The 11,465-nt window shown below is 73.1% G+C and carries 10 protein-coding genes; 5 read left to right on the plus strand and 5 right to left on the minus strand.

Features of this window, described 5'->3' with window-relative positions; genetic code table 11:
* Window positions 1-128: 128 nt before the first annotated feature.
* Window positions 129-2,330, minus strand: a complete 2,202-nt coding sequence (gene glgX, locus DMH08_RS35480) for a glycogen debranching protein GlgX (RefSeq protein WP_125620506.1) — start codon at window positions 2,328-2,330, stop codon at window positions 129-131.
* A gap of 183 nt (window positions 2,331-2,513) precedes the next feature.
* Between glgX and DMH08_RS35485 the strand changes: the two genes are divergently transcribed.
* Window positions 2,514-2,903: a (2Fe-2S)-binding protein gene (locus tag DMH08_RS35485; protein WP_064743631.1), complete on the plus strand. Its 390-nt coding sequence runs from the start codon at window positions 2,514-2,516 to the stop codon at window positions 2,901-2,903.
* 131 nt (window positions 2,904-3,034) lie between these two features.
* Window positions 3,035-3,532 carry a bacterioferritin gene (gene bfr, locus DMH08_RS35490; protein WP_026402553.1) on the plus strand — a complete coding sequence of 166 codons (498 nt, stop codon included), beginning with the start codon at window positions 3,035-3,037 and terminating at the stop codon, window positions 3,530-3,532.
* A 62-nt stretch (window positions 3,533-3,594) separates the two neighbouring features.
* On the opposite strand, the gene DMH08_RS35495 is transcribed toward bfr, so the two are convergent.
* Together DMH08_RS35495 and DMH08_RS35500 are read right to left on the minus strand one after the other, a co-directional pair.
* Window positions 3,595-4,620 (minus strand): adenylate/guanylate cyclase domain-containing protein, encoded by a 1,026-nt coding sequence (locus tag DMH08_RS35495; protein ID WP_026402554.1) that lies wholly within the window; start codon window positions 4,618-4,620, stop codon window positions 3,595-3,597.
* 90 nt (window positions 4,621-4,710) lie between these two features.
* On the minus strand, window positions 4,711-5,568 hold the full coding sequence (locus tag DMH08_RS35500; protein ID WP_199748158.1) for a biotin--[acetyl-CoA-carboxylase] ligase: 858 nt from the start codon (window positions 5,566-5,568) through the stop codon (window positions 4,711-4,713).
* Between the two features lie 49 nt (window positions 5,569-5,617).
* Here DMH08_RS35500 and DMH08_RS35505 point away from each other — a divergent pair, with 49 nt between their 5' ends.
* Window positions 5,618-6,394: an enoyl-CoA hydratase/isomerase family protein gene (locus DMH08_RS35505; protein WP_125620510.1), complete on the plus strand. Its 777-nt coding sequence runs from the start codon at window positions 5,618-5,620 to the stop codon at window positions 6,392-6,394.
* On the opposite strand, the gene DMH08_RS35510 is transcribed toward DMH08_RS35505, so the two are convergent.
* Together DMH08_RS35510 and DMH08_RS35515 are read right to left on the minus strand one after the other, a co-directional pair.
* Window positions 6,391-6,675: a hypothetical protein gene (locus DMH08_RS35510; protein ID WP_125620512.1), complete on the minus strand. Its 285-nt coding sequence runs from the start codon at window positions 6,673-6,675 to the stop codon at window positions 6,391-6,393. The genes DMH08_RS35505 and DMH08_RS35510 overlap by 4 nt on opposite strands.
* 126 nt (window positions 6,676-6,801) lie before the next feature.
* The gene (locus DMH08_RS35515) at window positions 6,802-9,384 is read right to left on the minus strand and encodes a phosphoenolpyruvate carboxylase (RefSeq protein ID WP_125620516.1); all 2,583 of its coding nucleotides are present in this window, start codon (window positions 9,382-9,384) and stop codon (window positions 6,802-6,804) included.
* Between the two features lie 134 nt (window positions 9,385-9,518).
* Between DMH08_RS35515 and DMH08_RS35520 the strand changes: the two genes are divergently transcribed.
* Together DMH08_RS35520 and DMH08_RS35525 are read left to right on the plus strand one after the other, a co-directional pair.
* Entirely contained in the window at window positions 9,519-11,111 is a 1,593-nt protein-coding gene (locus DMH08_RS35520; protein WP_125620514.1) for an acyl-CoA carboxylase subunit beta, read from the plus strand.
* A 210-nt stretch (window positions 11,112-11,321) separates the two neighbouring features.
* Window positions 11,322-11,465, plus strand: a 144-nt coding sequence (locus tag DMH08_RS35525; RefSeq protein ID WP_148108630.1) for an acyl-CoA carboxylase subunit epsilon, incomplete at its 3' end; no start/stop codon positions are given.

Genomic DNA, 11,465 nt, shown 5'->3' on the forward strand with positions numbered 1-11,465 from the left:
GGGGTCCCGCCGCGCCGGGCCCGGGCGCGGACGGGCCCGGCGCGGCGGGGTCGGGCGCGGAGGAACCGGGCGCGGAGGAACCGGGCGCGGAAGAACCCGGCGCGGACGGGTCGGGCGGGCCCGGCGGGTCAGGCACGGCGGAGCACCTGGATGGATCGCGCGGCGACCGGAACGGTCTCGCGGGCCTTCACGACCGGCGACTCCTCCTCCGCGAGCAGGGGGTCGGCGGTGTCCAGCACCTTGAACCACATCTGCCCGTAGGGGGCGGGCGGGAGGACGAACGGCAGGTCGCCGTCGTGCGCGTTGACCAGCAGCATGAACGAGTCGTCGCGGATCCGCCGGCCGCGCCGGTCGGGCTCGCCGATGGCGTCGCCGTTGAGGAACACGTTGAGCGACTTGTTGAACCCGGCCCGCCAGTCGCGGTCGGTCATCTCCTCGCCGCTCGGGCGGAACCACACCAGGTCGGGCAGGTTCTCCGGCTTCGCGCGCGCGCCGCGGGCCTTCCGCTTGCGCTGGTCGCCGCGGAAGAACCGGCGGCGCCGGAACACCGGGTGCCGGGTGCGCAGCTTGGACAGGCGCCGAACGAAGTCGAGCATCGGCCCGCGCTCGTCGAAGCCGTGGAGGTCGGCGGGGTCGGTTGGTCGGGGCGAGCACGTGTCGTCGCGGAGGCCGGTCCAGTCGATCCAGGAGAGTTCGGAGTCCTGGCAGTAGGCGTTGTTGTTGCCCTTCTGGGTGCGGCCCAGTTCGTCGCCGTGCGACAGCATCGGCACGCCCTGCGACAGGAACAGCGTCGTGAGGAAGTTGCGCTTCTGCCGTTCGCGCAGGGCGATGACGTCGAGGTCGTCCGTCGGGCCCTCGACGCCGCAGTTCCACGACCGGTCGTCGTCCGTCCCGTCCCGGTTCGACTCGCCGTTCGCCTCGTTGTGCTTGTGGTCGTAGGAGACGAGGTCGTGCAGCGTGAACCCGTCGTGGCAGGTGATGAAGTTGATCGACGCGATCGGGCGGCGGCCGTCGTCGGCGTAGAGGTCGGACGACCCGGTCAGGCGGGACGCGAAGTCGGGCATCGTGCCCGGACGCCCGCGCCAGAAGTCGCGCATGGTGTCGCGGTACTGCCCGTTCCACTCCGTCCACAGCGGCGGGAAGTTCCCCACCTGGTAGCCGCCCTCGCCCACGTCCCAGGGTTCGGCGATCAGCTTCACCTGGGAGACGACCGGGTCCTGCTGGACGAGGTCGAAGAACGCCGACAGCCGGTCGACGGCGTGCAGCTCGCGGGCGAGGGTGGCGGCGAGGTCGAACCGGAAGCCGTCCACGTGCATCTCGGTCACCCAGTACCGCAGCGAGTCCATGATGAGCTGCAGGACGTGCGGGCTGTGCATCAGCAGGCTGTTGCCGGTGCCCGTCGTGTCCATGTAGTAGCGCCGGTCGTCCTCGGCGAGCCGGTAGTACGAGGCGTTGTCGAGACCGCGGAACGACAGCGTCGGGCCGAGGTGGTTGCCCTCCGCCGTGTGGTTGTAGACGACGTCGAGAATCACCTCCATCCCCGCCTCGTGCAGCGCCTTCACCATCGACTTGAACTCCAGCACCTGCTCGCCCCGGTGCCCGGACGACGAGTACTCGTTGTGCGGCGCGAAGAACCCGATCGTGTTGTAGCCCCAGTAGTTGCGCAGCCCCCGCCGCGTCAGCGCGTCGTCGTGGACGAACTGGTGCACCGGCATCAGCTCGACCGCCGTCACCCCGAGCGACTTCAGATGGTCGACGACCACCGGGTGGGCGAGGCCCGCGTACGTCCCGCGCAGGTCCTTCGGCACTTCCGGGTGGCGGGCGGTCAGCCCCTTGACGTGCGCCTCGTAGATCACCGTCTCGTGGTAGGGGATGCGCGGCGGCCGGTCGTCGCCCCAGTCGAAGTACGGGCTGACGACCACCGACCGCATCGTGTGCCGCGCCGAGTCGGCGTCGTTGCGCGAGCACGGGTCGCCGAACCGGTAGCCGAAGCACGACTCGTCCCAGTCGACCTCGCCCTCGACGGCCTGCGCGTACGGGTCCAGCAGCAGCTTCGCCGGGTTGCAGCGCAGGCCGCGGCGCGGGTCGTACGGGCCGTGCACCCGGTACCCGTAGCGGCGCCCCGGCATGACGCCGGGCAGGTAGGCGTGCCAGACGAACGCGTCGGCCTCCTCCAGGACGACCCGGGTCTCCTCGCCGTCCGCGGCGGGGCCGTCGAACAGGCACAGCTCGACCCGCTCGGCGGCCTCGGAGTAGACGGCGAAGTTCGTCCCGGCGCCGTCGAACCTGGCGCCGAGCGGATACGCCTCGCCCGGCCACACCTGTGCCATGTCCCGCCCTCCCGTCGGTGCGCTGGAAGCCCTTCCCTGTGAGGGCTGGATCACACCGATCGGGAGTCCTCTGGTCAGAACGGACATCCGTGGGCTACCTTAGGGGAGCCTTACCTTATTGAGGACTCCCTAAGAGCCCAGGTCAGGCCCGGAACGAGAAGTCGGACGGAAGGCCCGAACCGGATGTACGTCTGCATCTGCAACGCCGTCACCGAGGACGACGTGCACGGCTGCATGGCGAACGGTGCGTGCGCCACCGTCAAGGACGTCAAGGCCGCCTGCGGCATGAAGCCCGGCTGCGGCTCCTGCACCCGGCGGATCTCCGCGCTGGTCAGCGAGTACCGCACCGCGAGCGAGCTGGCGGACGCCCTCACCGGCGGGCCGCTCCCGCTGGCCGCCGTCCCCGAGCCCGCGCCCCCGCCGCCCGGCACCGTGGCGCCCGTCACGGCGAAGCCGGGCCCCGGAGCCCCCGAGACGTTCGTCGCCGACCCGCTCGCCGAGCGGCCGGCGGTGTCCGAACCCGTGATGTCCGACCAGGTCGAAAGGGGGACCGCACCGCCCACGGCGGCCTGAGCCTTCCCTAACCGAACAGCGGCGAGCGCCCATCCCGGAATTCCCGGATCAGGCGCCCACGAACCGTGCGAAACGGACACGCACCCCGCCCGGTGCTGTCACGCGCCGCTCGGCCATGTAAGTATGGCCATATGGAAGGCGACAAGGACATCATCAATCTCCTCAACGAGCAGCTCACCGCGGAGCTCACCGCGATCAACCAGTACTTCCTGCACTCGAAGATGCAGGAGAACTGGGGCTTCACCCGGATCGCCAAGCACACCCGCGACGAGTCCATCGACGAGATGCGGCACGCGGAGCACCTCACGAACCGCATCCTGTTCCTCGAGGGCCTCCCGAACTACCAGAAGCTCGGCACGCTGCGCATCGGGCAGACCGTCATCGAGCAGCTCAAGGCCGACCTGGAGATCGAGAAGGAGGCCGTCGCCCGGCTGGTCCCCGGCATCGAGCTGATGCGCTCGCGCGGCGACATCACCTCCGCGCGGCTCTTCGAGCACATCCTCGAGGACGAGGAGCAGCACATCGACTACCTGGAGACCGAGCTGAGCCTCGTCGACGCCCTCGGCGAGCAGAACTACCTGCAGCGGCTCACCGGCTCCCCCGGCGAGAACGGGCCCGACTCCGTCTGACCGGACGGGCCGACCGGCCGGGCGAACGGGCCGACCGGACGGGTGCGGCGCGATGCCGCGGGTCAGGTGCGGCCCGCGGCGGTGTCCGGGGGCCTGGGAGCGCGCCGCAGCACGTACGGCTGGATGATCCCCAGGCCCTGGACCGGGCGCCGCACGATCCGGGTCACCTCGTAGGCCGGGTCCTTCTCCAGGGCCGCGGCCAGCTCGGCGTCGATCACCACCGACCCGGGCCGGGCCAGCGACGTGAGCCGCGCCGCCAGGTTCACCGTGGTGCCGAAGACGTCCCCCATCAGCGGCAGCACGGGCCCGTGCGCCACGCCGACCCGGACGTCCGGCACCTCGGTCTCGTCCTGGATCGCCGCAGCGACCGTCAGCGCGATCTCCGCGCCGACCCGCGGCGACTCCGCACTGAACAGCACCTCGTCGCCGAGCGTCTTGACCACCCGGCCGCCGCACGCCGCGATGATGTCCGACGTCGACTCCTCGAACCACTCCACGACCCGCGCCAGCTCGATCTCGTTCAGCTCCCGGCTGACCTGCGTGAACGACACCATGTCCGCGAACCCGACGGTGGTCATGGGCCGTCCGGCGGAGTCGCCGTTCTCGCGGGTGGCGGCCGCCGCGAGCGCGCGCGTCCCGGCCGAGGCGAGCTGCCGCCGCCACGCGTGCAGGACGAGCGGCTCGAACTCCCCGATGTGCGACTCGGCGATCCCCACGATCGCGTTGAGCGCCTCGGCCGACGGCGTCTCGTTCGGGTCCTCGCTGATCATGCTGCGCAGCAGGCTGACCTGCCATTCGGCGAGGCGCGTCATCGTCTGCCCGAACGCCCGGACGAGCCGGATCACGCCCTCCTCGTCCAGGACGCCGTCCTCCACCAGCCGCCGCATCCGGCACAGCGCGTCGACGTCGCCCTCGGTGTAGGCGACGGCGTCGTCGGGCATCGTCGGGTAGCCGAAGGCGCGCCAGATCCGGCCGGAGAACTCCCGGGACACCCCCGACAGGCGGACGGCGTCCACGCGCGTGTAGCGCAGCTCGCCGCCGAGGAGGAGCTGCTCGATCTCCTTCGGATCCGGCAATCCGGGTGCCATCCTCCGCCCCTCAGTGCACCGGCGCGGTGGGCTCCGCCGGCGGCGTCGTGGTCCGGTACCAGGACATATCGTGGCAGATCGCCGGGCGTTTCACCCGTCCGTCCCCCGGACGTGCACCACATCACCCGCACTGACCGCCCGATCGCCGGACGGCCCGGACACCACCAGCCGGCCCGACTCGTCCACGTCCCGGGCGGTGCCCGTCAACCGCTCGTCCGCCGGCAGCTCGACCCGCACCGCCCGCCCGAGGGTCGCGCAGAGCTCCTTGTAGGCGGGGCGGAGGCCGCTGCGCTCCGGATCACCGTCCAGCGCCGTCCACTCCCGGTACCAGGTGCCGAACTCCCGCAGGATCGCGCGCAGCAGCGGCGCCCGGTCGCTCAGCGGCGCCCCCTCGATCGCCAGCGACGTCGCCGTCGGCACCGGGAGCTCCTCCGCCCGCAGCCCGACGTTCAGCCCGACGCCGACGACGAGGCCGCCCTCGACCTTCTCCGCGAGGATCCCGGCCAGCTTCCGCTCACCCACCAGCAGGTCGTTCGGCCACTTCAACCGGACGTCGACCGCGGCGTCCCCGGACTCGGCGTCCCGCGAGAACGCCGTCATCCGGCGGACGGCCGTCGCCACCGCGACGCCCGTCAGCAGCGGCAGCCACCCGAGCCGCGCCACCGGCACCCCGGGGCGCACCAGCACCGAGAGCATCAGCCCCGACCGCGGCGGCGCCCGCCACGGCCGGCCCAGCCGCCCCCGCCCCGCCGTCTGCAGCTCGGTCACCAGCACGGTGCCCTCCGGCGCGCCCTCCCGGGCCAGCGCCGCCAGGTCCGCGTTCGTCGACCCGGTCTCCTGCACCACCCGGACCTCGCGCCACAGCCCGTCCGGGCGGACGAGCGCGCGGTGCAGCGCCGCCTCGTGCAGCGGCGGCCGGTCCAGGTCCCCGTACGGTGAGTCGCTCACGTACCCATCCAACATCACCGGCCCCACCGCCGCCGTCTAGGGTGCGGGCATGGACGGAGTGACCCTGGTGCGGGACCGCGAGCACGTCGCCGAGATCGTGCTCGACAGACCGGAAGCCCTCAACGCCCTCTCCACCGCGATGGCCCGCCGGCTCGCCGCCGTGTGCGCCGAGGTGGCCGCCGACGCGTCCGTGCGCGCGGTCGTCGTCGCCGCCGCGGGCGAGAAGGCGTTCTGCGTGGGCGCGGACCTCAAGGAGCGCAACTCCATGACCGACGCGGAGATTCTGGCGCAGCGCCCGGTCTTCCGCGCCGCGTTCGGCGGCGTCCTCGGCCTTCCGCAGCCGGTCGTCGCCGCCGTGCACGGCTACGCGCTCGGCGGCGGCTGCGAGATCGCGCTGTCCGCCGACCTGATCGTCGCGGACGAGTCCGCCGTGTTCGGCCTGCCCGAGGTCGGCGTCGGCCTCATCCCGGCGGGCGGCGGCACCCAGCTCGCGCTGCGCCGCCTCGGCCCCGGCAAGGCCGCCGACCTCGTCCTCACCGGCCGCCGCCTCGGGGTCGAGGAGGCCCTGGAGTTCGGCATCGCCGACCGCAAGGTCCCCGCGGGCTCCGCCCGCGAGGAGGCCCGCGCCCTCGCCGCCGTCATCGCGGGCAACTCCCCCGTCGCGGTCCGCGCCGCCAAGCGCGCCCTCCGCCAGGGCGGCGGCGTCCCCCTCGAGGCCGGCCTCGACATCGAGGAGAACGCCTGGCGCACCGCGGTCCTGTCCCCGGACCGCGCCGAGGGCATCGCCGCCTTCAACGAGAAGCGCAAGCCCGTCTGGCCCGGTTAGAGCACGGCGACCAGGACGGCGGCGGACAGGTAGAACGCGGTCATCAGGTAGCCCAGGGCCATGCCCCACAGGGCGACCGTGCGGGCGTCGACCATGTCGATGGTCACCTCGCCCGCGCGCCAGCGGCGGCGGGCGAGGTGGCCGCAGACGACCGCGGGGACGCCGAAGGGGAACAGGCAGACGGCCGCCACGGCCAGAGCCGGCGAACGGCCCTGCGCGGCGGCCGCGCCGCGGGGCGCCGCCGCGGCGTGCGCCGCGCGGCCGATGGCGTCCTTCGACACCTCGGCCGTGTAGTGCGGCGGCGGCTGGGGGTGGCCCGGGGGGGGTCGAGGGGTGTCCTTTCACGAACCGAAGTATGGCGTGCCGCGCGGCGGGGCGGCGCCCGTCCGCCGCGCGGCGCCGGGGCGTCAGCCGGTGTTCTGCAGCCCGGCGGCGACGCCGTTGACGGACAGGAGCAGCAGTTCCTCCAGGTGGGCGCGCTCGGCCTCGTCGGCGACGCCCGCGCGGAGGGCCTTGAGGGCGCGGAGCTGGAGGTGCGAGAGCGCGTCCACGTAGGGGTTGCGCAGCTCGACGGCGCGGGACAGGACGCGGCGGTTCTCCAGCAGGCGCTCGTGGCCGGTGACGGCGAGGACGAGCGAGCGCGTGCGGTCGTACTCGGCGAGGACGGTCTCGGACAGTTCGGGCCGCCCGCCGAGGGCCAGGTAGCGCTCGGCGATCGCGCGGTCGGACTTGGCGAGGCTCATCTCGGCGTTGTCGAGGAGGGTGTTGAACAGCGGCCACGCCTCGTACGCCTCGCGGAGCGCGGTGAGGTCGCGGCCGTCGTCGGACACGGCGGCGAGGCCGCTGCCGATGCCGTACCAGCCGGGGAGGTTGACGCGGGTCTGCGTCCACGCGAACACCCAGGGGATGGCGCGCAGGTCCTCCAGGCCGCGGGCGGCCTTGCGGCGGGCGGGGCGGGAGCCGATGCGCAGCTCGGAGATCTCCTCCAGGGGGCTGACGCGCGCGAACCAGGCCGCGAAGCCGTCCGTCTCGATGAGGGAGCGGAACGCGGTCTGGGCGGCGGCGCCGATGCGGTCGGCGAGCGGGCGGTACCGGTCGGCGGCCTCGCGGGCGCGGTCCTGGACGGCGTCGGTGGACGCCAGCAGGACGGCGCTCGTCACCTGCTCGACGTGCCGCTTGGCGATCTCGGGGTGGCCGTACCGGGCGAAGATCACCTCGCCCTGCTCGGTGACCTTGAACCGGCCGCCGACGGAGCCGGGCGCCTGGGCGAGGATCGCGCGGTTGGCGGGGCCGCCGCCGCGGCCGAGGGAGCCGCCGCGGCCGTGGAACAGGGTCAGCGCGACGCCGTGCTTCGACGCCCACGCGGTGAGCGCCTCCTGCGCGTCGTACAGGCGGAGGGTGGCGCTGGCCGGGCCGAGCTGCTTCGCCGAGTCGGAGTAGCCGAGCATGACCTCCAGCCGGCGGCCGGTGTCGTCGAGGCGGCGCCGGACGGCCGGGATGCCGAGCATGCCGTCGACGGTCTCGGGCGCGCGGTCGAGGTCCTCGCCGGTCTCGAACAGCGGGACGACGTCCAGGACGGGCGCCTGCTCGCCGAGGGACGCGGCCAGTTCGTGCACGTTCGCGATGTCGTCGGCGGAGCGGGTGAACGACACGACGTAGCGGTGGCAGGCGCGGACGCCGAACCGCTGCTGGATCCACGCGACGACGCGGAGGGTCTCGAGGATCTCCTCGGTCATCGCCGAGCGCTCGCCGCCGGCGCGGATCTCCGCGAGGGCCTGCTCGTGCAGCTCGGAGTGCTGCCGGATCTCCAGCTCGGCGAGGTGGAAGCCGAACGTCTCGACCTGCCAGACGAGCTGCTGGACGCGCCCGTACGCCTGCCGCTTCGCGCCCGCGGCGGCGAGGGACTCCTGCACGGTGCGGAGGTCGGCGAGCAGGTCGTCGGGGGACGCGTAGGCGAGGTCGGCGTCGCGGTCGCGGGTCGCGGCGATGCGGGCCGCGACGTAGAGCAGGAACTGCCGGTGCGGTTCGCCGGGCGAGCGCTTGGCCATCCGGCGGCTGCGGGACGGCTGCGCGGTGCGGGCGGCGGCGAGGGCGTTGCGCAGCGCCGCCGAGGGCGGCGTGGTGCTCTCGTGGACGGTCAGCTCGCGGCCGATGCGGGCGCACGTCGCCTCCAGGGCGGACAGGACGTGCTCCGCCTGGATCATGACCGCGTCGCGGGTGACCTGCGCGGTGACGTAGGGGTTGCCGTCGCGGTCGCCGCCGATCCAGCTCCCGAAGCGCAGGTAGGGGCGCGCCGCCGGGGGCCGGGTGCCGGTGTCCGCGCCGGCGAGGGCGCGGTCGAGGGCCCGGTACACGTGCGGGACGACCCGGAAGATCGTCTCGTCGAACGCGGCCATCGCGGTGCGGACCTCGTCGAGCGGGTCCATCTGGGTGCCGCGGCGCAGCGCGGTCCGCCACAGGACGTCGATCTCCTCGCGGAGCGCCCGCTCGGTCTCGGCGCGCTCGCCGGCGCCGGGGCCGGCGTTCAGCCGGGCGAGCAGGTCGCTGATCCGCTGGATGGACGTGACGACGGCGCGGCGCCGGGCCTCGGTGGGGTGCGCGGTGAACACCGGCCGGAACTCCAGGCCGTCGACCAGCCCGGCGAGGAACTCGGCGTCGCCGATCTCGGCGACGGCCGCGGCGACCGACCCGGGGGCGGTGTCGCCGGTGTCGCGCTCGCGCAGCGTGCGGATGCGGTGGTGCTCCTCCGCGAGGTTCGTCAGGTGGAAGTACACGGTGAAGGCGCGGGCGACCTCCTCGGCACGCTCCAGCGACCAGCCGTCGACGATCGCCGCGACCTCGTCGCCGGGCAGCTCGCCGCGGCGCGCGGCGATCACCGCGTGCCGGAGCCGCTCGACGTCGTCCAGCAGGCCCTGCCCGCCGTACTCGACGAGCCCGTCGCCGAGCATGCCGCCCAGCAGCCGGACGTCGTTGCGCAGCGGTTCGGGCATGTCCTGCCGGAGGATCTCACGCGTGTTCGTAGCCACGTTCCCCAACCCTAACGAGACGGCGCCGGGGTGCGTTCATCCCGGTCACCGGGCCCCGCCCGCATCGCGATCATCAGTGTCCGGTTACGCTGGCCCGCATGGCGACGCAAGCCCCTGAACCCGCTCTGGACTACGACATCCACACGACGGCGGGCAAGATCGCGGACCTGGAACGGCGCCGGTACGAGGCGGTCCACGCTGGATCGGCGCGTGCCGTGGAGAAGCAGCACGCGAAGGGCAAGATGACCGCCCGCGAGCGGATCGACGCGCTGCTCGACCCGGGCTCCTTCGTGGAGTTCGACGAGATGGCGCGGCACCGCTCCACCAACTTCGGGATGGAGAGGAACCGCCCGTACGGGGACGGCGTCGTCACCGGCCACGGGACGGTCGACGGGCGCCCGGTCGCGGTGTTCAGCCAGGACTTCACGGTGTCCGGCGGTTCGCTCGGCGAGGTGTTCGGCGAGAAGATCTGCAAGGTCATGGACCACGCGGTCAAGACCGGCTGCCCGGTGATCGGCATCAACGACTCCGGCGGCGCGCGGATCCAGGAGGGCGTCGTCGCGCTCGGCCTGTACGCCGAGATCTTCAAGCGGAACGTGCACGCGTCCGGCGTGGTCCCGCAGATCTCGCTGGTGATGGGGCCGTGCGCGGGCGGCGCGGTGTACTCCCCCGCGATCACCGACTTCATCGTCATGGTGGACCAGACGTCCCACATGTTCATCACCGGGCCGGACGTCATCAAGACGGTCACCGGCGAAGAGGTGACGATGGAGGAGCTGGGCGGCGCGACGTCGCACAACTCCAAGTCGGGCGTGGCCCACTACCGGGGCTCCGACGAGGACGACGCCATCGAGTACGTCAAGGCGCTGCTGTCGTACCTGCCGTCCAACAACCTGTCGGACGCCCCCGCGTTCGACGTGCCGGTGGACGTCGAGGAGACGGTCGACGAGCTGGACACGATCGTCCCGGACTCGCCGAACCAGCCGTACGACATGCGCACCGTCATCGAGCACGTCGTGGACGACGGCGAGTTCCTCGAGGTGCAGGAGCTGTTCGCGCCGAACATCATCGTCGGCTTCGGCCGCGTCGAGGGCCACTCGGTCGGCGTGGTCGCGAACCAGCCGATGCAGTTCGCGGGGACGCTCGACATCGACGCGTCCGAGAAGGCCGCCCGGTTCGTCCGGACGTGCGACGCGTTCAACGTCCCGGTGCTCACGTTCGTGGACGTTCCGGGGTTCCTGCCCGGCACCGACCAGGAGTTCGGCGGGATCATCCGGCGCGGCGCGAAGCTGCTGTACGCGTACGCGGAGGCGACCGTCCCGCTCGTCACGGTCATCACCCGGAAGGCGTACGGCGGCGCGTACGACGTCATGGGCTCCAAGCACCTCGGCGCCGACATCAACCTCGCGTGGCCGACCGCGCAGATCGCGGTGATGGGCGCGCAGGGCGCCGTCAACATCCTGTACCGCAAGGAGCTGGCCGCGGCCGACGACCCGGACGCGCGCCGCGCCGAGCTGATCACCGAGTACGAGGACACGCTCGCCAACCCCTACATCGCGGCGGAGCGCGGCTACGTCGACAACGTGATCAAGCCGTCCGAGACGCGCGGGCAGGTCGTCCGGGCGCTGCGGGCGCTGCGGGAGAAGCGCAAGACGCTGCCGCCGAAGAAGCACGGGAACATCCCGCTGTGACCGGGCGGACCGGACGGACGGGACGCGCCCGACGGACGGGCCGGACGGCGGGACGCCCTGCGCGACACGCCCGGCGCGACACCGCCGCCCGATTTTCGGCCCGGCCGGAAGCGGGGAGTGCGGCATGACCGGACCGAGCAGGCGGGTGCGGGGGCGCGAGCGCGGCCCCCGCCGGGGGTACGGGAGGCCGTGTCCCCATGAGGAGGACGCGTGACCGCTGAACCGAAACCGTTCCTTCAGGTCGTGCGCGGCGACCCGACGCCCGAGGAGATCGCCGCGCTCGTCGCCGTGCTGACCGCGCGGGTGGCGGCCGCCGCGGCGGCCGCCACCCGCGCGGTCAGCACGGCGACGAGC

The sequence above is a fragment of the Actinomadura sp. WAC 06369 genome (genome assembly GCF_003947565.1).
In the GTDB taxonomy this organism is placed as follows: Bacteria; Actinomycetota; Actinomycetes; order Streptosporangiales; family Streptosporangiaceae; genus Spirillospora; species Spirillospora rifamycini.